The sequence below is a fragment of the Phyllobacterium sp. TAF24 genome (assembly GCF_052113785.1).
In the GTDB taxonomy this organism is placed as follows: Bacteria; Pseudomonadota; Alphaproteobacteria; order Rhizobiales; family Rhizobiaceae; genus Phyllobacterium.
Genome location: NZ_JBFRDN010000016.1, coordinates 1 through 22809, shown reverse-complemented (window position 1 = coordinate 22809; position 22809 = coordinate 1). Strand labels below are relative to the sequence as shown.

The 22809-nt window shown below is 54.7% G+C and carries 21 protein-coding genes; 15 read left to right on the top strand and 6 right to left on the bottom strand.

The window, feature by feature from the left end; translation table 11 throughout:
- The first annotated feature begins 180 nt into the window (after window positions 1-180).
- Window positions 181-1413 (top strand): tetratricopeptide repeat protein, encoded by a 1233-nt coding sequence (locus tag AB4Y96_RS14885; protein WP_441918254.1) that lies wholly within the window; start codon window positions 181-183, stop codon window positions 1411-1413.
- 111 nt (window positions 1414-1524) lie between these two features.
- On the opposite strand, the gene AB4Y96_RS14880 is transcribed toward AB4Y96_RS14885, so the two are convergent.
- The gene (locus AB4Y96_RS14880; protein WP_441918253.1) at window positions 1525-2553 is read right to left on the bottom strand and encodes a substrate-binding domain-containing protein; all 1029 of its coding nucleotides are present in this window, start codon (window positions 2551-2553) and stop codon (window positions 1525-1527) included.
- Window positions 2554-3015: 462 nt separating this feature from the next.
- Between AB4Y96_RS14880 and AB4Y96_RS14875 the strand changes: the two genes are divergently transcribed.
- From AB4Y96_RS14875 to AB4Y96_RS14850, 6 genes are all read left to right on the top strand, one after another.
- Window positions 3016-4278 carry an ABC transporter substrate-binding protein gene (locus AB4Y96_RS14875; protein WP_441918252.1) on the top strand — a complete coding sequence of 421 codons (1263 nt, stop codon included), beginning with the start codon at window positions 3016-3018 and terminating at the stop codon, window positions 4276-4278.
- 116 nt (window positions 4279-4394) lie between these two features.
- Window positions 4395-5342 (top strand): carbohydrate ABC transporter permease, encoded by a 948-nt coding sequence (locus tag AB4Y96_RS14870; protein WP_091886107.1) that lies wholly within the window; start codon window positions 4395-4397, stop codon window positions 5340-5342.
- Entirely contained in the window at window positions 5342-6172 is an 831-nt protein-coding gene (locus AB4Y96_RS14865; protein ID WP_441918251.1) for a carbohydrate ABC transporter permease, read from the top strand. Before AB4Y96_RS14870 ends, AB4Y96_RS14865 begins: the two co-directional genes overlap by 1 nt.
- Window positions 6173-6177: 5 nt before the next feature.
- Window positions 6178-7188 (top strand): ABC transporter ATP-binding protein, encoded by a 1011-nt coding sequence (locus tag AB4Y96_RS14860; RefSeq protein WP_441918250.1) that lies wholly within the window; start codon window positions 6178-6180, stop codon window positions 7186-7188.
- Window positions 7189-7242: 54 nt separating this feature from the next.
- Window positions 7243-8025, top strand: coding sequence for a ThuA domain-containing protein (locus AB4Y96_RS14855; RefSeq protein WP_113094776.1), 783 nt, complete (start codon window positions 7243-7245; stop codon window positions 8023-8025).
- Window positions 8026-8134: 109 nt separating this feature from the next.
- Window positions 8135-9184 (top strand): Gfo/Idh/MocA family protein, encoded by a 1050-nt coding sequence (locus AB4Y96_RS14850; protein WP_441918249.1) that lies wholly within the window; start codon window positions 8135-8137, stop codon window positions 9182-9184.
- Between the two features lie 84 nt (window positions 9185-9268).
- Here the strand turns inward: AB4Y96_RS14850 and AB4Y96_RS14845 are convergent, their stop codons facing one another.
- From AB4Y96_RS14845 to AB4Y96_RS14825, 5 genes are read right to left on the bottom strand one after another with little or no spacing between them, the layout of a single operon-like run.
- Window positions 9269-10477, bottom strand: coding sequence for a molybdopterin molybdotransferase MoeA (locus tag AB4Y96_RS14845; protein ID WP_441918248.1), 1209 nt, complete (start codon window positions 10475-10477; stop codon window positions 9269-9271).
- Window positions 10478-10479: 2 nt separating this feature from the next.
- Window positions 10480-10968 carry a cyclic pyranopterin monophosphate synthase MoaC gene (gene moaC / locus AB4Y96_RS14840; protein WP_441918247.1) on the bottom strand — a complete coding sequence of 163 codons (489 nt, stop codon included), beginning with the start codon at window positions 10966-10968 and terminating at the stop codon, window positions 10480-10482.
- Entirely contained in the window at window positions 10965-11786 is an 822-nt protein-coding gene (gene trpC / locus AB4Y96_RS14835; RefSeq protein WP_441918308.1) for an indole-3-glycerol phosphate synthase TrpC, read from the bottom strand. The genes moaC and trpC overlap by 4 nt, the downstream gene beginning before the upstream one ends.
- Entirely contained in the window at window positions 11786-12805 is a 1020-nt protein-coding gene (gene trpD, locus AB4Y96_RS14830; RefSeq protein ID WP_091886085.1) for an anthranilate phosphoribosyltransferase, read from the bottom strand. Before trpD ends, trpC begins: the two co-directional genes overlap by 1 nt.
- 18 nt (window positions 12806-12823) lie before the next feature.
- Window positions 12824-14716, bottom strand: coding sequence for a SurA N-terminal domain-containing protein (locus AB4Y96_RS14825; protein WP_441918246.1), 1893 nt, complete (start codon window positions 14714-14716; stop codon window positions 12824-12826).
- 154 nt (window positions 14717-14870) lie between these two features.
- Between AB4Y96_RS14825 and tpiA the strand changes: the two genes are divergently transcribed.
- The 8 genes from tpiA (at window position 14871) to eno (ending at window position 22534) form a co-directional block, all read left to right on the top strand.
- Window positions 14871-15635, top strand: a complete 765-nt coding sequence (gene tpiA / locus AB4Y96_RS14820) for a triose-phosphate isomerase (RefSeq protein ID WP_441918245.1) — start codon at window positions 14871-14873, stop codon at window positions 15633-15635.
- Between the two features lie 102 nt (window positions 15636-15737).
- Complete coding sequence (secG, locus tag AB4Y96_RS14815; protein WP_441918244.1) at window positions 15738-16223, top strand: preprotein translocase subunit SecG; 486 nt, start codon at window positions 15738-15740, stop codon at window positions 16221-16223.
- Window positions 16224-16430: 207 nt separating this feature from the next.
- Entirely contained in the window at window positions 16431-17090 is a 660-nt protein-coding gene (locus tag AB4Y96_RS14810) for a L,D-transpeptidase (protein ID WP_441918243.1), read from the top strand.
- 145 nt (window positions 17091-17235) lie between these two features.
- Complete coding sequence (locus AB4Y96_RS14805; RefSeq protein ID WP_091886070.1) at window positions 17236-18864, top strand: CTP synthase; 1629 nt, start codon at window positions 17236-17238, stop codon at window positions 18862-18864.
- Between the two features lie 55 nt (window positions 18865-18919).
- A complete protein-coding gene (locus AB4Y96_RS14800; RefSeq protein ID WP_441918242.1) occupies window positions 18920-19816 on the top strand; it encodes a VOC family protein in 897 nt (298 codons plus the stop codon).
- Window positions 19813-20646 (top strand): 3-deoxy-8-phosphooctulonate synthase, encoded by an 834-nt coding sequence (gene kdsA, locus AB4Y96_RS14795; RefSeq protein ID WP_441918307.1) that lies wholly within the window; start codon window positions 19813-19815, stop codon window positions 20644-20646. The genes AB4Y96_RS14800 and kdsA overlap by 4 nt, the downstream gene beginning before the upstream one ends.
- 90 nt (window positions 20647-20736) lie before the next feature.
- Entirely contained in the window at window positions 20737-21090 is a 354-nt protein-coding gene (locus AB4Y96_RS14790; protein WP_112530000.1) for a PRC-barrel domain-containing protein, read from the top strand.
- 166 nt (window positions 21091-21256) lie between these two features.
- Window positions 21257-22534, top strand: coding sequence for a phosphopyruvate hydratase (eno, locus tag AB4Y96_RS14785; RefSeq protein WP_441918241.1), 1278 nt, complete (start codon window positions 21257-21259; stop codon window positions 22532-22534).
- Window positions 22535-22809: the final 275 nt, after the last annotated feature.

The window sequence follows — 22809 nt, the reverse complement described above, 5'->3', positions numbered from 1 at the left end:
GCAGTTCGTTTCAGTGTCCGTGGGGCATAACGTTTGCCGTGAACAAACACCGCACTGAAAGCCTAGAATCAGCAAAGTTTATACCGCAGCATTTGGTATTGGCTGGATAGGTCGCCAAGTTATATATGATGGGTCTGCCAAATTGAACACATGTGGCGGACCTATGTGTCGGGGGACATTATGAAATCAAACCTTGCGGTGATCTGGCGACAGTCAGTTGGAAGCTTTATGCAATCCATACGCTCAGCTCTGATGATAGGGTTGGTGCTTGCCATATCATCCCCAGCAGTAGCAGGTGGATTAGCGGGTGCAAATAACGATATCGCTGCCGGGAATTACGACAAGGCTTTTTTCAAACTGCAACCGCTGGCTAAGAATGGCGATACTGACGCTCAGTTTACAATCGGTGTCTTGTATGAACGCGGATTAGGGACAGAACAGAATTTTGTATCGGCCGCTGAATGGTACAAAAAAGCCGCAGATGCTGGCGATGCCCGAGCTCAGTATAATCTTGCCTTGTTCTATAACAAAGGATCCGGTGTATCAGCCGATATTCATACAGCATTGGACCTGTTTCGAAAATCAGCTGAACAAGGACTTCCGGAAGCTCAATTTCAGCTGGGAATTATGTATCAAGAAGGTCGAGCCACGCTGCAAGACTTTGTACAGGCGGTCAAATGGTTTCAAAGAGCTGCGGATCGGGGAAATGCCTTCGCGCAACTTAATCTCGGCCTTTATTATTCACGAGGACTCGGCGTATCCCAAGACGAAGTCTATGCGGTGAAATGGTACCGGAAAGCCGCTGATCAAGGAGTGGCCCTGGCGGAGTTTAATCTGGGCCAGCAATATACGAGTGGCAAGGGTCTCCCAAAGGACGACGTGCAAGCTGTCGCATGGTTCGCGCGAGCTGCAGCACAAGGACTCTCTGTGGCACAAAATGAGCTTGGGCGAAGATATGAAAGCGGTACCGGAATAGCTAAGGACGATGAAAAAGCTGTGGAACTATACCGTAAGGCCGCCGAACAAGGATTGGCGATGTCCGAAGCCAACCTCGCACTACATTACTTTTCCGGCCAAGGTGTCACCAAAGACGATGTTTTAGCGCTCAGCTGGTTGAAAAAAGCCGCCGACCAAGGTCTCGCACAAGCTCAAGCCGAACTCGGACTCAGATATATCACTGGCGTCGATATCCCAAAAGATAATGAGCAAGCCGAAGTGTGGTTACGTAAAGCGTCTGATCAGGGATTGGCAATGGCTCAATACAACCTTGGTCTTATGTATTTTCAAGGCGACGGTTTAGCTAAGGATGAGGTCAAAGCCAAGGAACTATGGCAGAAAGCCTCTGCTCAAGATTATGTTGACGCTACACGAGCTTTGGCGGAGGCCGATGCCAAAAATTCTGCGCGAAAATGAAGGTTCGTTTCGTCGTGGAAGTGACAATTTCGGGAATGTTATCCATCAACTGCAGAACACCTATCGTCAGAATCGCTCAGAGCTCCGAACTTGTAACCATCATCGACTGGGTTAACGGCGCGGGGCGATGGGCGGTCCGCTGGATTGGCGCAGGACAAGCTCGACGGGCCATATCTCGTGGATGTTTTCCACCGGCTCGCCGTCCAGCACCCGTACCAGCAATTCGGCAATGCGCGAACCGGCCGAGCGGATCGAGGAGCGGGTTGTCGTCATGGCAGGGACCATGTTGCTGGCGTTGAGATAGGGAAAAACGTCATCATGGGCGATGACAGAGACTTCCTTGCCCAATTCATAACCCTTGGAGCGAATGGCGCGGAAGACGCCAAGCGCTGTCATCATGGAACCGGCAAGGATAGCTGTTGGATGCGGCGCGTAGGATAAAAGCCGCTGCGCCTCGTGGAAGCCCGTCTCATCAGAAAAGCGCTCATGCACGATAAAACGCGGATCAACGGGAAGGCCGCGTTCCACCAGCGCCTCGCGATACCCCATTTCGCGATGCTCGGAAAATGTATGTCCCTTGAGGCCGTCGATCATCGCGACATGACGGTGACCAAGATCAAGCAGATGCGATGTTGCCTGACGGAATGCACCGGCATTGTCGATATCGAGCCAGGCATGCGGCGCTGTTATGTTGGTGCGTCCATGCAGCACAAAAGGAAACTTCGCCTCGGTGAGCATGGCAACCCGTTCATCCATCAGGGTAGGGCCGGTTATGATAATGCCATCGACGCGCTTGCTGGAAATCAGTCGCCTGTAGGCTGCCAGTTCATCATTGTTGATGCTCGGGCTCATCAGCAAATCCATCTCATGCAGGGAAAGCTGCTCGGCCAGACCGGAGAAAAACTCGCTCGTGTGCGGGCCAAAGCGTTCGCTGCGGTCGCGCGGCATCAAAATGCCGATAGCACCGATGCGACCAATGGCGAGGCGGCGTGCATTGGCATTGGCACTGTAACCGAATTTGAGAGCGGCCTCACTGACGCGCTCACGCGTTGCCTTGTTAACCTCAGGATAGCCGTTCAGGGCGCGACTGACTGTTGTCTGCGAAAGTCCCAATTGGTCGGCCAGTTCCTTAAGTTTCATGGCAGCAATCCAGTATTCAATACGATCAGGCAAGGCAGCCAAACATTCCGGTGACCGGAACGCTATGTCCGCAGCGCAGATATGACTGCAAATAATAAACACAACCAGAGCAAAAATTCAAAGCGCTTTGAGTAATTTCTCGCAACATTGTGATCTACGGTTATCAGCCCCGAGTTTCGACAAGGCAAATACCAGCTTTTTATGATGTGAGCATCGCAATACAATACATTGTTATTCAATAATAATATTGGAAAATGATCAATCTGGGAATGTAAGGCTCCAAGGCAATAGCCAATTTGCGGCTTGACAGTTCAAAACAGCTTTGCCATTTTTCATTCAAAGCGCTTTGAATTTATGATTTGAAAGAGTTTACCAAAGCGCTTCAGGAGGAGTTTTACGAGGGGAAACTGGCGTCACCACGATGCAAGTGATCCGATTCCATCAGATTTTTGGGAGGAAATCATGAAAGCCAAATCATTTATTGCAACCCTTTTGACCACCACTTTGCTGGCTTCGGGTGCATTCGCTGCAAATCTTGCGATCGTCTCGGGTGATACAGGCAATGGACGCGAGTTTCTGCGCAGCCAGCTCGACCAGTTTGAAAAGGCAACGGGCAACAAGGTTTCAATTGTTGCCATGCCTGCCAATAGTTCCGATAATTTCGGCCAGTACCGCCTTTGGCTTGCTGCCGGAAATACCGATATTGACGTTTACCGCACCGACGTGATCTGGGCACCGCAATTGGCCGACCAGTTTCTCGATCTGAAGCCCGCAGCCAAAGACGTCATTGATCAGCATATTCCCTCGATCATCGAAAGCCAGACCGTGGATGGCAAGCTGGTAGCATTGCCGATGTTCACGGATGCTCCGGCGCTCTATTATCGCAAGGACCTTCTTGAGAAGTACAAGAAAGCAGTGCCAAAGACCTGGGATGAGATGGCGGCTACCGCCAAGGAAATTCAGGATGGCGAGCGCGCTGCCGGTAACAAGAGCATTTACGGCTTTGTATTTCAGGCCAATGCCTATGAAGGCCTGACCTGCAATGCGCTTGAATGGGTGAAATCATCAGGTGGCGGACAGATCGTTGAGGCTGATGGTACCATCTCCATAAACAATCCCGACGCGGCCGCTGCCATAGACCGTGCCAAGGGCTGGGTCGATTCCATTTCGCCAAAGGGTGTGCTCGCCTATACGGAAGAAGAAGCACGCGGGGTCTGGCAGACGGGCAATTCTGTCTTCATGCGCAATTGGCCTTACGCCTATGCGCTTGGCGGTGCCGATGGCAGCACGATCAAGGGCAAATTCGATGTGGCACCTTTGCCAAGCGGCAAGGAAGGTCAAAATTCTGCGGCAACGCTCGGCGGCTGGAATCTTGCGGTTTCCAAATATTCGAAATCACCCGAGGAGGCGATCAAGCTTGCCATGTTCCTCGGCTCGCCCGAACAGCAGAAGGCGCGGGCGATTGCTCTTGCCAGCATGCCAACCATCAAGGCGCTGTACGATGACAAGGATGTCGCAGCAGCCCAACCGCTGATCCCAAACTGGAAAGCCGTGTTTGAAAACTCGGTTCCGCGTCCTTCGGCACCAACGAAGGTGAAGTATAACGAAGTGTCCAACATGTTCTGGAGCGCCGTGCACGACACATTGTCGGGCAATGGCACTGCGGCCGAAAACCTTGAGGTTCTGGAAGCCAAGCTGACCGAACTCAAAGGAGACAGCTGGTAGATATCTGCCGGCAGAAGGGCACGGTGCGGATGGTATTCATCACCTCCCGAACCCCRTTCGCACCGTTTGCCTGACGTTTTCGTTTCAACCAGAACCTTACGGGCAGGAATACGATTATGACGCCTTCCACCGCACGTTCAGAACTTATGCGACAGCGCGCCCGTTCAGCGCAGCTGTTTCTCATCCCGATGATCATTGCGCTTGCCATTGTTGCCGGCTGGCCATTGCTTCGGACGATCTATTTCTCTTTCACCGACGCTTCGCTCACCAATATGAGCGCGGCGAAATGGGTTGGGTTCAAGAATTACCTCTCATGGATACAGCTGAAAAGCGGCCGCACAATCTTTTCGGGCCTGCTGGTTGATCCAACATGGTGGAACGCGGTGTGGAATACCGTGCGCTTCAGCATCATCTCCGTGGCGCTCGAAGCCTTCTTCGGCATGATCGTTGCGCTTGTGCTGAATGCCGAGTTTAAGGGCAGGGGCATTGTCCGTGCTGCTATTCTCATCCCATGGGCAATCCCGACCATCGTGTCGGCCCGCCTTTGGGGCTGGATGCTGAACGACCAGTTCGGCATTCTCAATGATCTTTTCCTGCGGCTCGGCTTTATCAGCCAGCCCATTGCCTGGACAGCAAGCGCCGATACGGCGATGACCGCAGTGCTGATTGTCGATGTCTGGAAAACCACACCATTCATGGCGCTGCTCATTCTAGCGGGCCTGCAAATGGTGCCCAAGGACATTTATGAAGCCGCGCACATCGATGGTGTTCATCCGATCCGCCAGTTCTTCCGCATTACGCTGCCATTGATCAGGCCGGCACTAATGGTCGCCATCATTTTCCGCCTGCTCGATGCCATGCGCATTTTCGATCTGATCTATGTGCTTACGCCCAACAGTTCGCAGACAAAAACCATGTCGGTGCTGGCGCGTGAAAACCTGATCGAGTTTGACAAATTCGCCTATGGCTCGGCACAATCGACGTTGCTGTTCCTGACGATTGCCCTGATGACCGTTCTGGCGATCTGGCTTGGCCGCGTGCGCCTCGATGGAGGAGACCGCTGATGATCTGGAATCTCACCAAAAACACGGCGTTTTATGCGCTCGTCACCCTGATTGTCGTATTGGCGGTCTTTCCGTTCTATTACGCAATCATCACCAGCTTCAAAACCGGCAGTGCGCTTTTCACCGTCGAGTATTTTCCGACATCGTTCTCTCTGGAGAACTATGTTTCGGTCATCAACGCCGGTAGCTTTACCCGCAATCTGCTGAACTCGCTTATCGTTGCCACTCTGGTGGTGCTGCTTGCCCTGCTGATTGCCATCACCGCATCTTTTGCACTGGCGCGTGTGCGGTTTCGTGGCCGCTCGCTGCTGCTGCTGACAATCCTGTCCGTATCGATGTTTCCGCAGATTGCGGTGCTCGCGGGCCTCTTCGAAGTGGTGCGCTTTCTCGGCCTCTACAACACGCTGTGGAGCCTCGTCTTCTCCTATACGATTTTCACATTGCCGTTCACCGTCTGGGTGCTGACCACCTTCATGCGGGACCTGCCAATTGAAATTGAGGAGGCAGCGATTGTCGATGGGGCAACGCCATGGGTCATCATCACCAAGGTCTTTCTGCCGCTGATGTGGCCAGCCATGGTGACGACAGGCTTGCTCGCCTTCATCGCGGCGTGGAACGAGTTCCTGTTTGCACTCACATTCACCTCCTCGACAGAGGTGCGCACGGTGCCCGTCACCATTGCGCTCCTATCAGGAGCCAGCGCACATGAAATCCCGTGGGGCACGATCATGGCCGCCTCCGTCATTGTGACGGTGCCGCTCGTTGTTCTCGTCCTGATTTTCCAACGCAAGATTATTTCCGGTCTCACAGCCGGTGGCGTGAAGGGGTAATTCAAATGACAGCTATTCATCTCAATAATGTTCGCAAGTCCTTCGGTACGTTCGATGTCATCAAGGGCGTTGATCTCGAAATCAGCCCAAGCGAATTCATGGTGTTCGTCGGCCCATCAGGCTGCGGAAAGTCAACTCTGCTGCGCCTGATTGCAGGGCTTGAGGACATCACCGCCGGAACGCTCGCCTTTGATGACAAGGTGGTCAACAGCCTGACCCCGTCCCAGCGCGGGATTGCCATGGTGTTCCAGTCCTATGCGCTTTATCCGCATATGACCGTGTTCGACAACATGGCTTTCGGTTTGAAGCTCGCCAAAGGCGGTGCCGACGAGATCAAGCGGCGGGTGAACGAAGCGGCAGAAATGCTGCAGATCACCCCCTATCTCGACCGCCTGCCAAAGCAGCTTTCCGGTGGCCAGCGGCAGCGTGTCGCCATCGGCCGGGCCATCGTGCGCGACCCAAAAGTGTTCCTGTTCGATGAACCACTCTCCAACCTTGACGCGGCGCTGCGCGTGCAGACAAGGCTTGAGATCGCCAAACTCCATGCAAAGATGCACGAAACCACAATGATCTACGTTACCCACGATCAGGTGGAGGCAATGACGCTTGCCGACCGCATCTGCGTGCTGCGTGACGGTATAGTCGAGCAGGTCGGTACACCGCTTGAGCTTTATGAAAAGCCGCAATCGGTCTTTGTTGCCGGGTTCATCGGCTCGCCGAAAATGAACTTCCTGACGGAAAAGCACGCGGATACGTATCGTGCCCATACGCTCGGCGTGCGGCCGGAACATCTTGAAATCAAGCCGAAGGATGGCGCCTGGAATGGCAAGCTGATCCTTTCCGAAAATCTCGGCTCTGAAACCTATCTCTACATCGATATTGGCGCGAAGGACCCGCTTGTCGTCAGGCAAGACGGGACTGCAAGCCAGCAGCCCGGCGAACTGCTCCATATTTCGCCGATCAACGACAATGTCCACCGCTTCGATCAATCGGGCAGGCCGGCGGCGTCAAACTAAGACTGAACCAAAGCATCCTCCCAACCACGCATACGCAATGAATAGGAAGACAAAATGACTATCCGCACGCTCGTTTGGGGCGAAAATGTTCATGAGAAGATGAACAAGACCGTCGCCGAAATCTATCCTGAAGGCATGCATAACCAGATTGCCAAGCTGCTGAAGTCCGATGGCAATATCTCTGTCAAGACAACCACTTTGCAGGAACCGGAACACGGCTTGACTGAGAAGGCACTGGATGAGACCGACGTCCTGATCTGGTGGGGTCACCGCGCCCATGGTGATGTTGCCGATGAAATCGTTGAACGCGTTGCCAAGCGCGTTTGGGAAGGCATGGGCATCATCGTCCTGCATTCCGGCCATTTCTCCAAGATTTTCAAACGCCTGATGGGCTCGCCATGCGCGTTGCATTGGCGTGAAGCTGGCGAACGTGAACGGCTCTGGGTGGTTAATCCCGGTCATCCCATCGCCAAGGGTCTGCCACGCTATTTCGAGCTGGAAAACGAAGAGATGTACGGCGAGCCATTCTCCGTGCCGGAGCCGCTTGAAACAGTGTTCGTGTCATGGTTCCAGGGCGGCGAAGTGTTCCGTTCCGGCCTGACCTATCGCAAGGGGGCGGGCAATGTATTTTACTTCCGCCCTGGCCATGAAACCTATCCAACCTATCACGATGCAAATGTCGGGCTGGTGCTGCGCAATGCGGTGAATTGGGCATACAACCCCAATCGCTATCCGCTGCTCAACACCGCGCCCAATGTGCCGGTTGAACAGGCCATTGAGCCAATCACCGCACGCGGCGGCAGCCTGCATGAAGCTGGCGAGGAAGGTTTCCGCTAGGATTTTGATCCGACATGGTGGCCGTTTGCGCGGCCACCTCAAACAGCTGTCATATCAATGCCTGCGCCTGTCTTCAGTGCGCGGCACATTCATTTGAAGGACTGGACCAATGCGTCTTTTGATCTTGGGTACCGGCAGTATGGCCAATTCCCACGCGAAGGCTTTCGCTGCTATCGAAGGGGTAACACTGGCGGGCGCAGTTGACGTCGATCCCGGCCGTGCCGAAGCATTCCGCGCCGAATACAATATCGAACGGGCTTTTACATCGCTCGAAGAAGCACTTGCATGGGGTGAGTTTGATGCGGTCGCCAATGTGACGCCCGACAGTATCCATCACGCCACAACCTTGCAGTGCATCGCGGCAGGAAAGCATGTGTTTTGCGAAAAACCGCTTGCGGCCAATTACGAGGATGCCAAGGAAATGGCCGACAAGATCGAGGCGGCCAACCTCGTCGGCATGGTCAACCTGACCTATCGCAATGTCGCGCAGTTGCAGGCAGCACGCGAGTTGGTGACAAGTGGCCAGATCGGCAAGGTCAAGCATGTCGAAGCGTCTTATCTGCAAAGCTGGCTTGTCGCGAAAATGTGGGGCGACTGGCAGACGGAAAGCCGCTGGCTCTGGCGTCTGTCGAAAAAGCACGGCTCCAATGGCACGCTCGGCGATGTTGGTGTTCACATTCTCGATTTCGTTGTCTATGGCACCGATACGGAAATCGACGAGGTCTTTTGCCGTCTCAAAGCCTTCGACAAGGCGCCCCACAACCGCATTGGCGAATATGAACTCGATGCCAATGACAGTTTTACCATGACGGTGAGCTTCACCAATGGCGCGCTTGGCGTTGTCCATTCAAGCCGCTGGGCCACGGGGCATGTCAACGAACTGCGTCTGCGCGTCTATGGCGACAAGGGTGCGTTCGAGGTAGTGCATCGTCATGACGGTTCGAAACTGCTTGTCTGCCTTGGCGAGGACATCGAAACGGCAACGTGGAAAGAGGTCGAGGTTGAGCCGGTTGCGACGAACTATCAGCGGTTTGTTGAGGCGGTCAAACAGGGTAAGACCTTGGAACCATCATTTAGACATGCGGCTAAGTTGCAAAAGGCGATCGATCTTGCCAATGTAACGGAAAGCGACCGGAAAGAGCACCGGATAACCGCCTGATTCTCGTACCAAAATTGCCTTGGGTTGCTCTCAGGCAATGCCGCTCTGGAGTTGTGGACTGACCCATGACTCCAGAGGTCTGGTTTATCGCAGCATCAGGATGGTGCAGGGCGAACCCGCCGCTAAGGCAGTTGCATGCGGCTCGCGAATGATCAGGCCATTGGCGTCGGCGAGAAATTTCAGCATGGACGAATCCTGCAGCGGAAACGGCGTTGCGGTCAGTGTGCCATCAGCGCCGGTGACGATGCGGGCGCGGATATAATCCTGCCTCTGGTCATTAACAGGCATGTCGATGCCCAGAACTGCAGCGCGAAGATCAGGCGCATGTGGCAATCCCATGAACGCGCGGATAAGCGGCGTCAGGAAAATATGCGCGCAGATCAGGCTCGAAACGGGATTTCCGGGAAGCCCGAGAATGCGCATGCCTTGCAGATGGCCGAACATCAGCGGCTTGCCGGGTCGCAGGGCAATCTTCCAGAAATCCAGTTCCATGCCGCGCGCCGCCAATGCTGGCTGCACCAGATCATGATCACCGACCGAAGCACCACCCAGTGTCACCAGAATATCGGCCTTGGCGGCAATGGCACGATCAAGCGCATCGCTCAAGGCTTCCAGACGATCTTCTGCAATGCCAAGATCAATAGCGATGCCGCCCGCATTGCGCACGATTTCAGCCAGACCAAAACCGTTCGATGCGATGATCTGATCAGGGCGATAGGGTTCACCGGGGCTGACGAGTTCATCGCCGGTTGCCAATATAGCTACACGCGGACGCCTGATAACGGACAATTGCGGATGATCGGCCGATGCGGCGAGGGCAAGCGCGGACGAGTCAAGCTGGCGGCCAGCGTCGAGCAGCACGTCGCCACTGTTAAAATCGAGACCCGCTTTGCGGATGTTGCGGCCAAAGGCAATGGTCTCGGAAATTTCGACTTCATCGCCATGAGCAATGGTGTTTTCCTGAATGACCACGCTATCAGCACCATCAGGTACTGGCGCGCCGGTAAAGATGCGCACCGCCTCGCCAGTATTCAGCGAGCCCTGAAACGCATGTCCGGCGGCAGACTGGCCCACAAGTTTCAAACGAACGGGCACATTGGCCACATCATCAGCACGCACGGCATAACCATCCATCGCGGAGGCCGCGAAAGGTGGTTGCTGGCGTTTGGCATGCAGATCAGCAGCGAGAACGCGGCCGCCCGCTTCACCAAGCGCGACAGTCTCGGAGTTCAGCAGATCAACATTGGCAAGGATGCGCCGCAGCGCTTCGTCAACGGGAAGAAGGCCTGCCATGTTCAATTCCCGTCCGCTGACCAGTCGCCGGATTTGCCACCGGATTTTTCCAGAAGTCGAATACCTTGGATTATCATGCCCTTATCGGCAGCCTTTGCCATGTCATAGATGGTCAGACAGGCAATGGAAACGGCTGTCAGTGCTTCCATCTCAACGCCGGTTTTCCCTGATAGTTTGACCGTCGCGCGCACATGCAGGCCCGGCAAGGAACTATCCGCGTCGATATCAACAGTGATCTTGCTCAACAGCAGCGGATGGCAGAGCGGTATGAGGTCATGGGTCTTTTTGGCGGCCATGATCCCGGCAATACGGGCCGTACCGATCACATCGCCTTTTTTGGCATTGCCGGAAAGGATGAGATCAAGCGTTTCGCGCCGCATCCGCACATAACCTTCGGCGACAGCAACCCGCTCGGTCTCGGCCTTGTCACCGACATCGACCATATGGGCGGCACCAGAACTGTCGAGATGGGTCAGCTTTGTCGTGTTCATGCGGCGCTTGTCTGTTGTTCCGATGAGCCATGCAGAAGCGCACGGGTTGCAGCGGCCACGTCGCTTTGACGCATCAGGCTTTCACCAACAAGGAAGGTGCCGATATCGGATTTCGCCAGACGCTGGCAGTCCGCATGGGTGAACACACCGCTTTCGCTGACGAGCAGCTTGTCGGCGGGCACCATTTTGGCAAGCCGTTCCGATACGGCAAGATCAACATTGAACGTGCGCAGATCGCGATTGTTGATTCCAAGAAGCGTCGAGGTGAGCTTAAGCGCCCGTTCCATCTCGGCTTCATCATGTACCTCAACGAGCACATCCATATCCAATGAAAAGGCGGTCTCTTCCAGAGCTTTTGCCAATGCATCATCGACACTGGCCATGATGATCAGGATACAGTCGGCACCCCAGCTGCGGGCTTCAAACACCTGATAAGTGTCGAAGAGAAAATCCTTGCGCAGCGCAGGCAAACTTACCGCCGCACGGGCATTGGTCAAAAACTCCGGTGCCCCCTGAAACGAAGGCGCGTCGGTGAGCACGGAAAGACAGGCGGCACCACCTTCTTCATAGGCTTTTGCCAATGCAGGTGGATTGAAATCCGGACGAATCAAGCCTTTGGAAGGACTGGCCTTCTTGATTTCAGCAATCAGACCGAATTCATTGGCCGCACGCTTTGCCAGCAGGGCCCTGTGAAAACCGCGTGGCGCTTCCTGATCCTTGATCCGCGCCTTCAGCTCATCGACGGTAAACTGCGCCTTGGCGGCGGCAATTTCTTCGCGCTTGTAAGCTTCGATCTTGCGAAGAATATCGACCATGATCAGACTGCCTCGCTGTTGGATACGTGGACCAGCTTCTTTAGCACATTTCGCGCTGCACCGCTGTCGATTGAATGGGCAGCCATGCTGATACCGGTTTTCAGATCTTCTGCGGCACCCGCAATAACCAGTCCGGCACCGGCATTGAACAGGGTGATATCGCGATAGGCGCCATGCGCACCATCAAGAACGGAAAGCAGCGAAACCGCGTTTTCATCGGCGGTTCCACCTTTGAGATCCTGTGGATCAACGCGGCGCAATCCAAACGTCTCCGGTTCAATCTCGAATGTACGGATAACACCGTTTTCAAGCGCCGCAACCTTGGTCACACCTGCGGTAGTGATTTCATCAAGACCATCACCATGCACAACCCACACGGATTCAGAACCGAGATTCTTCAGCACCTGCGCGATGGGCTCTACCCATTCGGGCGCATAAACACCAACCAACTGGCGCGTAACACCGGCAGGATTGGTCAAGGGGCCGAGCAGATTGAAAATCGTGCGGGTTCCAAGCTCAACGCGGGCAGGGCCTACATGCTTCATTGCCGGATGGTGCGATGGTGCAAACATGAAGCCAATACCCGCTTCCTTGATGCACGTGGAGATCAGATCCGGACCGATCTCGATATTAATCCCAAGCGCAGCCAGTGTATCAGCCGCACCGGAGCGTGATGACAGCGCCCGATTGCCGTGCTTGGCAACCGGCACACCGGCACCGGCAGCCACAAAGGCGGCGCAGGTTGAAACATTATAGGAGCCGGACTGATCACCACCCGTACCGACAATATCGATAGCGCCGGGCACCGCCTTTACGGTGAGCATTTTCGAGCGCATGGCGGAGACGGCGCCTGCAATCTCGTCAACCTGTTCACCGCGCACCCGCAGGGCCATCAACAGGGCGCCGATCTGTGCAGGGGTGGCCTGTCCGGACATCATGATATCGAAAGCCTCGACAGCCTCCTCGCGGGAAAGAACCTTTCCCGCCGCCGCAATACCGATGAAACGTTTCAGTTCAGCCATTTCTCGATCTCACAGCAATCATTGGCGGGCGAGCGCCTGATCAATAACAGTCTTGTTGATGGACACGGGGTAGACAGTCTGCAACTGCATGACCAACTGGTCGAGCAGATCATCGGAGAGCCGCGAGGTGAACGAATCTTTCTCGGCTTTACTCAGTGAATCCGCACCGACATTCATCGGTTCAATTGATTCCGTAACCTTGAAGATCAGCTTCGACTGATCCGCCGCAGATTCGGTTACACCTACCAGACCATCCGCGCCATCAAATACCGAGGCAACGCCGCCTTCACCCAGATCCGTATCCTTGGACTGGCGCGTAATGCCACGCTTGGTTTCCTTGGTGAACTTGAGTTCGGCAGCGATATCGTCAAGCGAGGTACCCGCAGCAACGCGCTTGCGCACTTCCTCGGCTTTCTCGTTCAGACGCTTTTCAAGCTCGGCTGTGCGCCAGTTTTCCGTCACACGCGCCTTCACTTCATCAAGCGTGCGATCCCGTGCTGGCGTAATGCCTGCAACGTCGTACCAAAGGAAACTGTTCGGTCCGACATTGAGCGGTTCATTGTCAAAACCCTGATCGGCAAGGAAAGCGGCGGTCAGCAGGTTTTCTCCGAACGGAATATTGGGAATTTCCTTTTCGTCCGGCCCGCGGCCCGACTGATCAATGGCGTCTATCGTCACCATTTTCAGATTCTGCTTGGCCGCAGCATCCGCCATGGTTGCGCCATCAGCCCGGGCATTTTCATAGGCGTCATGCACGGACATGACCGATGTAGCGGCGAGGGTCAGGGCAATGGTTTCGCGAATGTCCTTTTCGACGTCAGCCAGCGGCTTGACCACTTCGGGTGTCGCAGCGGTTACGCGAACAATGACCGGGCCAAAAGCACCGGTAATCACATCGCTGACATTGCCAGCCTGCATTTTGAAGATTGGATCAGCAATGGTCTGGTCGGGCAGGGCGTTACGCTGGAAGGTGCCAAGGCCCACATCGTTCATGGTCTTGCCTTCAGCTTTTACCTCGTCTTCGAACGATGTTCCGGCGGCAAGCCGGTCATGCGCAGCCTTGGCCGCTTCGGCATTGGCGAAGGTCAATTGCTCGATGGTGCGGGTTTCCGGCGAGGTATAACGGGCGATGTTCTTGTCGTATTCAGCCTTGATTTCTTCAGGCGAAACCGACGCCTCGTCAGCAATATCCTTTGGTTCAAGCTTTACATAGGTGATCTTGCGGTACTGCGGAGCACCGTAAGCTTCCTTGTTTGCATCGAAATAGGTCTTCAGATCCGCATCGCTTGGCGCGGGAATGTCGGTGATGAATGATTTCGGCATCGAGATATAATCGATGGTGCGCGATTCACCCTTATAGGTCGCAACGGCCTTGAGCAGCGTATCGGGCACGGTAATACCGTCAGCCACGGCTTCGACGATCTGCTGGCGGCGCGCAATCTTGCTGCGGCTATCGAGATAACCCTGCGGGGTCATGCCGGCATTGCGCAATATGGCATCAAACTGTGCAGGATTGAAACGACCGTCGGGGCCCTGAAAGGCAGGGTCTTCAGCGGCAAGCTGTGCCAGACGATCTTTGGAAAGACCCAGCGACATCTTGCGGGCCTCTTCATCAAGGACAACACCAGCAACCAGTTGCGACTGCACCTGATTGCTCACACCAATGGCATCAGCCTGTTCACGGGTGAACCGCTGGCCAAACCGCTGTTGCAGCGATGCGAGCTGACGATCATAGGCAAGGCGATACTCGACTGGGGAAACTTTCGAGCTACCGGCACTAATGGCTGAACCATTGCCGACGGCACTGAGAATTGTATTGGACACGCCCCAGCCAACAAAACTGATGCCAAGAAGACCAAGAAGTACCTTGGCTACCCAGGTCTGGGCCACGTCGCGCAGGGAATCGAGCATAGAAAGTCACCGTAACAAGTATGAGGCTCAAAAGAATTGCATAGGGGAATAGCGTCATGGAGGGCTTGTGTCGATTGCTTTATCAAGTGAATTTGCTAGTCAGACAATCAAATAACCGAGAAATCATCAAATCTATCGTCTTGAGGAACGCCGAATGACCCCTGATGTCCGTCCACTCGTCGCTGGCAACTGGAAAATGAACGGGACCGGAGAGTCTCTGGATGAACTGCGCATGATCGTCAACAGGCCGAATTCGGCAATCGGCGATAAGATCGACGGGCTGATATGTGTGCCCGCCACGCTTGTCTTTCGCGCGGCTCAGTCCGTTGAAGGCGAGGCGCTGGCCATTGGCGGCGAGGACTGCCATGCGAAAAAGTCAGGTGCGCATACGGGCGATATTTCGGCCGATATGCTGAAGGACGCTGGCGCATCGCATGTGATCGTCGGTCACTCGGAACGCCGTACCGACCATGGCGAGACCGATACAATGGTCAATGCCAAGGCCGTTGCTGCCTGGGATGCGGGGCTCGTTGCCATTATCTGCATTGGAGAAACCGAGGCGCAGCGCAAATCCGGTGCGACACTTGATGTGATCGCGACACAGCTCGCAGGCTCCATTCCTGATGGGGCCGTGGCCCAAAATACCGTTATTGCCTATGAACCCGTATGGGCCATCGGCACGGGTCTGACGCCAACTGCTGACGATGTACGCGAGGTTCACGCATCAATCCGCGCGGCTTTGATCACGCGTTTTGGCGAAGAAGGTGCGAAGCTGCGCATCCTTTATGGTGGCTCGGTCAAACCATCCAATGCGGTTGAACTTCTCGGTATTGAGAACGTGGATGGCGCCCTTGTTGGCGGCGCAAGCTTGAAAGCTGCGGACTTCCTGGCCATCTGTGAAGCATATCATTCGCTCTAAAAGGCCCCAACAGCCGAGAAAACTGTCAATTCACGGGCTTGGTTTATTACGAGATACGGTGTAAAGAGCCGCGTCCGACACCTAGAAAGCAGAAAATACCCCATGCAAACCGTCGTTATCGTCATTCATCTTCTGATTGTACTTGCCCTCGTTGGAGTTGTGCTCATGCAGCGCTCTGAAGGCGGCGGTCTTGGAATTGGCGGTGGCTCAGGTTTCATGAGCGCGCGCGGTGCAGCCAATGTGCTCACACGGGCAACGGCTATCCTTGCAACGGGCTTTTTCATTACGTCTTTGGCGCTCGGCATCATGTCGCGTTATGCCGAAAGCCCAACGGATATTCTGAACCGTATTCCGACAACAACCGGTGGCCAGCCCGCAACGGGCGGACAACCAGCAGGTTCCGGCGGTATTCTCAATCAGCTTCCGGGTGCCGCGACAACGACGACACCACCGGCATCGGATGCAAATGCACCGGCTTCGGGCGCTCCTGCGCCAGCAACGCCGGCACCTGCCGAATCAACGACGCCTGCGCCAACAGCCCCGGTTACTCCGGCACAACCTGCCAATCCTGTTCCAAATTCCCAGTAACGGGCTGAAAAAGTGAATCTTTGCGGACGCGCAGCAAATGTGTTGCGCTTCCGCAACCCTTGCGGGTGAAGAATCAGTCTGCCTCATTCTTCACGGTGATTTGCATTGAGAAGAATGCGCTCTTCAGGTACGCCATAATCAGGTTTGGCCTAGAGGGCCTGGCAAGCGCCGCTGATGGCGCATGCATACTATCCGGGAACTAACACTATGATTTCACGTCGCTCTCTGCTTATTGGAATCTCTGCTCTGGCATTGGCCGGACCAGCATCCGCGCAAACTGTAATCAACGAGACAGCGGCGCCTGCTGTCGATGCAACACCAACAGCATCCACGGCAAAGCCCACCAAGGTTTCGCAGGCTCGCAAGCCAGCGCGTGTTGCTGCCAAGCGCAACTATTCGCTCGATCCCAAATATTTGCCGCAGGATGTTGCCTTCACCGGGTACAAGCCAGGCACGATCGTGATCGATCCGAAGGAAAAGTTCCTCTATCTGGTTGAATCTTCAAGCACGGCGCGCCGTTATGGTATTGCTGTCGGCAAGGAAGGTCTTGAATTCAAGGGCACTGCCGAAATTCGCACCAAGCGCGAATGGCCCCGTTGGATTCCGACCAAGGAAATGATCCAGCGCGAACCAAAGCATTATGCCCAGTACGAGAACGGCATGGATGGCGGTCCGGGCAATCCTCTGGGCGCGCGCGCGCTGTACCTTTCACAGGGCAACAAGGATACCTATATCCGTATTCACGGTACCGTGCAGCCTTGGACTATCGGCAGCTCCGCTTCGAACGGTTGCTTCCGCATGGTCAATGATCACGTGATCGATCTTTACAACCGCGTCAATGTTGGCACCGAAGTGGTTGTACTGTAAGAATTAATTACCGCCAGATTGAAACGGCCAGACATCGCGTCTGGCCGTTTTGTTTGTTTTGAAAAAATATTTGGACGGGAAAAACGGCTTTCATGCCGATTTTTTTGTGGCCAAATCACTCACAAAGGACTAACGAGATAAGCCCATGGCCCGATATGTTTTCATCACTGGCGGCGTGGTTTCTTCCCTCGGAAAAGGCATCGCCGCAGCTGCTTTGGCAGCCCTCCTTCAGGCTCGTGGATACCGTGTACGGATTCGCAAGCTTGATCCTTATCTCAACGTCGACCCCGGCACGATGTCGCCGTATCAGCATGGCGAGGTCTTTGTGACCGACGATGGTGCTGAAACTGACCTCGATCTTGGTCATTATGAGCGCTTTACGGGGCGTCCTGCCAACAAGCAGGATAACATCACCACCGGACGCATTTACCGGAATATCATCGAAAAGGAACGCAGGGGTGATTACCTCGGCGCGACTGTTCAGGTGATTCCGCACGTCACCGATGAGATCAAAAATTTCATCGTTGATGGCAATCAGGACTATGATTTCGTCCTGTGCGAAATCGGTGGAACCGTTGGTGACATCGAAGCGATGCCGTTTCTGGAAGCAATCCGTCAGCTCGGCAATGATCTGCCACGCGGCAGCGCCGTTTATATCCACCTGACCCTGATGCCCTATATCCCCGCAGCGGGCGAACTGAAAACCAAACCAACCCAGCATTCCGTCAAGGAACTGCGTTCCATCGGCATTGCGCCGGATATTCTGCTCATCCGTGCGGATCGTGAGATTCCTGAATCTGAACGCCGCAAGCTTTCGCTGTTCTGTAATGTCCGCTCATCAGCGGTCATTCAGGCGCTGGATGTCGATACGATCTATGATGTTCCGATGGCCTACCACAAGGAAGGCCTTGATTCGGAAGTTCTGGCAGCCTTCGGCATTGATCCCGCACCAAAGCCCCGCATGGAGCGTTGGAACGAAGTCAGCAGCCGTATTCACAATCCGGAAGGCGAGGTCACTATTGCCGTTGTCGGCAAATATACCGGCCTGAAAGATGCCTACAAGTCGCTGATTGAAGCGCTTCACCATGGCGGCATGGCCAACAAGGTAAAAGTCAATCTCGACTGGATCGAGTCAGAAATCTTTGAACAGGAAGACCCGACGCCCTATCTGCAAAAGGTGCATGGCATTCTGGTGCCTGGCGGCTTTGGCGAACGCGGTTCGGAAGGCAAGATTCTGGCGGCAAAATTTGCCCGCGAGAAAAAAGTTCCGTATTTCGGTATCTGCTTCGGTATGCAGATGGCGGTGATCGAGGCGGCCCGTTCACTGGCTGGCGTTGAAAAAGCATCGTCAAGCGAATTTGGTCCGACCACGGAGCCTGTTGTCGGTCTGATGACCGAGTGGCTGAAGGGCAATATGCTGGAAAAACGCACGCAGGCTGGCGATCTCGGCGGCACCATGCGTCTGGGTGCCTATGAAGCCATGCTGAAATCCGGAACGCGCATTGCCGATATTTATGGGTCGACGGATATTTTCGAGCGGCATCGTCATCGCTACGAAGTGAATATCGACTATAAGGACCGTCTGGAAGAGTGTGGTCTGGTATTCTCGGGCATGTCGCCTGACGGTGTTCTGCCTGAAACCATCGAGTATCCTGATCATCCATGGTTTATCGGCGTTCAGTACCATCCGGAACTCAAATCCCGCCCGTTCGAACCGCATCCGTTGTTTGCTTCCTTCATCCAGGCGGCAATGGATCAGAGCCGGTTGGTTTGATCAGAAGAAGGGTGTGGCTTGAATTGCAATCAGCATTGAGGCACACCCTTTACCCATGACCACAATCTCTCCCCGCACATCTCGTCCCGTTGATCATCTGGTTCTGCCCGTCGTGGAACTGGATACCGCTCGCGCCCGTCTTGAAGCACTGGGTTTTACGGTTGCGCCTATCGGTATACATCCGTTTGGCACTGAGAATGCCTGCGTGTACTTCAACGATCATACGTTTCTCGAACCGCTTGCTATTGGCCAGCGGGAGACGTGCGAACTTGAAGCGCGCAAGGGCAATGTCTTCGTTGCCCGGGATCAAGCCTACCGTTTCCGCAATGGGCAGGATGGTTTTTCTGGACTGGTGCTGGGCACGGAAGATGCGAAAGCGGATCACAGGGAATTTGTGAAGTCAGGTATTTCAGCTGGCGAGGTTCTTGATTTTTCAAGGGCTTTCAAAACGCCTGAGGGCAAGGAAGACACTGCCGGTTTTCGTCTTGCCTTTGCCGCAGACCTGCGTGCGCCTGACGCATTCTTCTTCACCTGCCAGCGGATCAATACGCCAAAGATTGATCGAACGGCACTACAGACCCACAAAAATGGTGCTTTGGCTCTGCGCGAGATTGTGCTGTCAGAGGTCAATCCGACGGATTTCCAGTATCTGTTGCAGGAGCTAGTCAATCAGCGCGATGTGAATGCGCACTCCTTCGGCATGGATATTCGTGCTGCCAATGCCAATATCACTGTGCTCACGCCTGCGGGTCTGCGTTCATTCCTCGGCCTTGATGCCTCTGAGAACGAGCGCGGTCTGCGCCTGCAGGCTTTTGTGGTCGGCGTGCGCGATCTGGCTGCGGTTGAAACTTTGCTTGCCAACAACAATATCTCCACCGAAAAGCGCGGCTCCCGCCTGATTGTGCATAAGGCACCGGGACAGGGCGCTGCCATTATATTTGAGGCTGCCTGATGTCCCTGAATTCCACCGTATCCGCCGGCCCGGTTGCCTTTTCCAATACCGGTCAGTTTTCGCTGATCGCCGGTCCATGCCAGATGGAAAGCCGCCAGCACGCCTTCGATATGGCTGGCGCTCTGAAAGAGATGACCGGCAAGCTCGGCATCGGACTGGTTTATAAATCAAGCTTCGATAAGGCGAACCGCACATCGCTTACGGGAAAGCGCGGCTTTGGCCTGGAAAATTCGCTGCCGGTTTTCGCCGATATCCGCAAGGAATTCGGCCTGCCGACACTGACCGACGTTCACACRGAAGAGCAGTGCGCCATTCTGGGTGAAGTGGTGGATGTGTTGCAGATCCCGGCATTTCTTTGCCGCCAGACCGATCTGTTGATCGCTGCCGCCAAGACAGGCAAGATTGTCAACATCAAGAAGGGTCAGTTTCTCGCGCCTTGGGACATGAAGAATGTCATCGCCAAAGTGACGGAAAGCGGCAATCCGAATGTCATGGTCACCGAGCGCGGTGCGTCTTTCGGCTATAACACGCTTGTCTCTGATATGCGCTCGCTGCCGATCATGGCAGGTTTTGGCGCACCGGTTATTTTCGATGCGACGCATTCGGTACAGCAGCCGGGCGGGCAGGGCGGCTCAAGCGGCGGACAGCGCGAATTTGTGGAAACATTGTCCCGCGCGGCTGTTGCCGTTGGCGTTGCCGGTGTCTTCATTGAAACGCATCAGGACCCTGATAATGCGCCTTCCGATGGCCCCAACATGGTGCCGCTCGACCAGATGCCGCGTCTTCTGGAAACACTGTTGAAATTCGACCGCATCGCCAAGGGCCTCTGAAAGGTTCCGGGCAAAAAACCTGAATTTTTATGCAACCATGGGCGGCTTTGTTCATTCCCCTTTCAGTGACAACAGAAAAGGAGTGAGCAAATGCCAACCAATTCAGGTCATACAACAGCGATCCGTGCCACACGCGTTATTGGCACGAATGTCTACAATACAACCGGTGAAAAGATCGGCGAAATTGAAGACGTGATGCTGGACAAATCAGCCGATGGAATCATGTTTGCCGTTGTTGGCTTCGGCGGTTTCCTTGGAATCGGCGAAAAATATCATGCCGTTCCATGGTCCATGCTGGATTATGATACCAATAATGATGGATATGTCGTGCCATTCACACGGCCTCAGCTGGAACAGGCGCCGACCCATACAATCAAGGAATTGACGGAGAATGACGGGCGCAAGGCGCGCGATCTCTCTGCTTCCTATTACAAAGCGGCGTAAACAGTCTTTTTAGGACGGCCAGACCGTCTATTATGGAAAAAGGTCGTCTCTGACGGCCTTTTTTCTGTTTTGATCGACAAATCGTCTCAATGGGGATTTTCCTTGTCATCTTCATTCGCTATTCCAGTTGCGAATGCTGCCCAATGTAAATTGAAGGAAAAGCCTTATGACTGCTATTGTCGATATTATTGGCCGTGAAATTCTGGATAGTCGCGGGAACCCGACTGTTGAGGTCGATGTCATTCTCGAAGACGGCTCTCTCGGCCGCGCTGCCGTACCATCAGGCGCATCGACAGGTGCACATGAGGCGGTTGAACTGCGCGATGGCGGCACACGCTATCTCGGCAAGGGCGTTCAGAAGGCCATTGATGCGGTCAATGGCGAAATTTTTGATGCCATTGGTGGCCTCGACGCTGAAAACCAGATTCATATCGACAAGACCATGATTGATCTGGATGGCACACCGAACAAGGGCCGTCTCGGCGCCAATGCCATCCTGGGCGTATCGCTTGCCGTTGCCAAGGCTGCTGCCGAAGCATCCGGCCAGCCACTCTATCGCTATCTCGGCGGACCAAACGCCCACGTCCTGCCCGTTCCGATGATGAACATTATCAATGGCGGTGCGCATGCTGATAATCCGATCGATTTTCAGGAATTCATGATCCTTCCCGTTGGCGCATCGTCCATTGCCGAAGCCGTGCGCTATGGTTCGGAAGTGTTCCACACGCTGAAGAAGCGTCTGAAGGATGCCGGTCATAATACCAATGTCGGCGACGAGGGCGGTTTCGCTCCAAATCTCAAGACCGCGCAGGCTGCGCTCGACTTCATCGTTGAGTCGATTGAAAAGGCCGGTTTCAAGCCGGGTGAAGAAATCGCCATTGGTTTGGATTGTGCTGCCACCGAATTCTTCAAGGACGGCAATTATGTCTATGAGGGCGAAAAGAAGACCCGTGATCCGAAGACACAGGCAAAATATCTTGCCAAGCTGGTTGCCGATTATCCAATCATCACCATCGAAGACGGCATGTCCGAAGATGACTGGGAAGGCTGGAAATATCTGACGGATCTGGTTGGTGACAAGTGCCAGCTGGTTGGCGATGATCTGTTCGTTACCAACTCGGCGCGTCTGCGCGATGGTATCAAGATGGGTGTGGCCAATTCGATCCTCGTCAAGGTCAACCAGATCGGCACGCTGTCGGAGACGTTTGATGCCGTGGATACCGCGCACCGTGCGGCCTATACCGCTGTCATGTCGCACCGCTCGGGTGAAACGGAAGATTCAACGATTGCCGATCTCGCCGTTGCCACCAATTGCGGACAGATCAAGACCGGCTCGCTTGCCCGTTCTGACCGGGTCGCCAAGTACAATCAGCTGATCCGTATCGAGCAGGAACTTGGACCGCAGGCCCGTTATGCGGGTCGCGGCATCTTCCGCAGCATCTGATTACGGTATGCTTCTGCATCAGGGCGCCAGAGATGGCGCCCTTTTTGTTTGATGTGAGGTTTGTGGTCCGCCCTTCGACAGGCTCAGGATGAGGGGCGCTAAATTCTGCGGCCTTTGTGATCTGCAATATGGGCGATTATCCTTGCATCCACCACTCTCCCTCATGGTGAGCCTGTCGAACCACGAACCACGAACCACGAACCGGCGACGCTCACCCCCCTCTGCCTTGTCAGGCATCTCCCCCACAAGGGGGGAGATCACATTGACAGTAACGC

Excerpts from the sequence above, each read along its gene's own strand:
- AB4Y96_RS14885 (WP_441918254.1), top strand. The coding sequence starts at position 181 with ATGAAATCAAACCTTGCGGTGATCTGGCGACAGTCAGTTGGAAGCTTT.
- AB4Y96_RS14880 (WP_441918253.1), bottom strand. The coding sequence starts at position 2,553 with ATGAAACTTAAGGAACTGGCCGACCAATTGGGACTTTCGCAGACAACA.
- AB4Y96_RS14875 (WP_441918252.1), top strand. The coding sequence starts at position 3,016 with ATGAAAGCCAAATCATTTATTGCAACCCTTTTGACCACCACTTTGCTG.
- AB4Y96_RS14870 (WP_091886107.1), top strand. The coding sequence starts at position 4,395 with ATGACGCCTTCCACCGCACGTTCAGAACTTATGCGACAGCGCGCCCGT.
- AB4Y96_RS14865 (WP_441918251.1), top strand. The coding sequence starts at position 5,342 with ATGATCTGGAATCTCACCAAAAACACGGCGTTTTATGCGCTCGTCACC.
- AB4Y96_RS14860 (WP_441918250.1), top strand. The coding sequence starts at position 6,178 with ATGACAGCTATTCATCTCAATAATGTTCGCAAGTCCTTCGGTACGTTC.
- AB4Y96_RS14855 (WP_113094776.1), top strand. The coding sequence starts at position 7,243 with ATGACTATCCGCACGCTCGTTTGGGGCGAAAATGTTCATGAGAAGATG.
- AB4Y96_RS14850 (WP_441918249.1), top strand. The coding sequence starts at position 8,135 with ATGCGTCTTTTGATCTTGGGTACCGGCAGTATGGCCAATTCCCACGCG.
- AB4Y96_RS14845 (WP_441918248.1), bottom strand. The coding sequence starts at position 10,477 with ATGGCAGGCCTTCTTCCCGTTGACGAAGCGCTGCGGCGCATCCTTGCC.
- moaC (WP_441918247.1), bottom strand. The coding sequence starts at position 10,968 with ATGAACACGACAAAGCTGACCCATCTCGACAGTTCTGGTGCCGCCCAT.
- trpD (WP_091886085.1), bottom strand. The coding sequence starts at position 12,805 with ATGGCTGAACTGAAACGTTTCATCGGTATTGCGGCGGCGGGAAAGGTT.
- AB4Y96_RS14825 (WP_441918246.1), bottom strand. The coding sequence starts at position 14,716 with ATGCTCGATTCCCTGCGCGACGTGGCCCAGACCTGGGTAGCCAAGGTA.
- tpiA (WP_441918245.1), top strand. The coding sequence starts at position 14,871 with ATGACCCCTGATGTCCGTCCACTCGTCGCTGGCAACTGGAAAATGAAC.
- secG (WP_441918244.1), top strand. The coding sequence starts at position 15,738 with ATGCAAACCGTCGTTATCGTCATTCATCTTCTGATTGTACTTGCCCTC.
- AB4Y96_RS14810 (WP_441918243.1), top strand. The coding sequence starts at position 16,431 with ATGATTTCACGTCGCTCTCTGCTTATTGGAATCTCTGCTCTGGCATTG.
- AB4Y96_RS14805 (WP_091886070.1), top strand. The coding sequence starts at position 17,236 with ATGGCCCGATATGTTTTCATCACTGGCGGCGTGGTTTCTTCCCTCGGA.
- AB4Y96_RS14800 (WP_441918242.1), top strand. The coding sequence starts at position 18,920 with ATGACCACAATCTCTCCCCGCACATCTCGTCCCGTTGATCATCTGGTT.
- AB4Y96_RS14790 (WP_112530000.1), top strand. The coding sequence starts at position 20,737 with ATGCCAACCAATTCAGGTCATACAACAGCGATCCGTGCCACACGCGTT.
- eno (WP_441918241.1), top strand. The coding sequence starts at position 21,257 with ATGACTGCTATTGTCGATATTATTGGCCGTGAAATTCTGGATAGTCGC.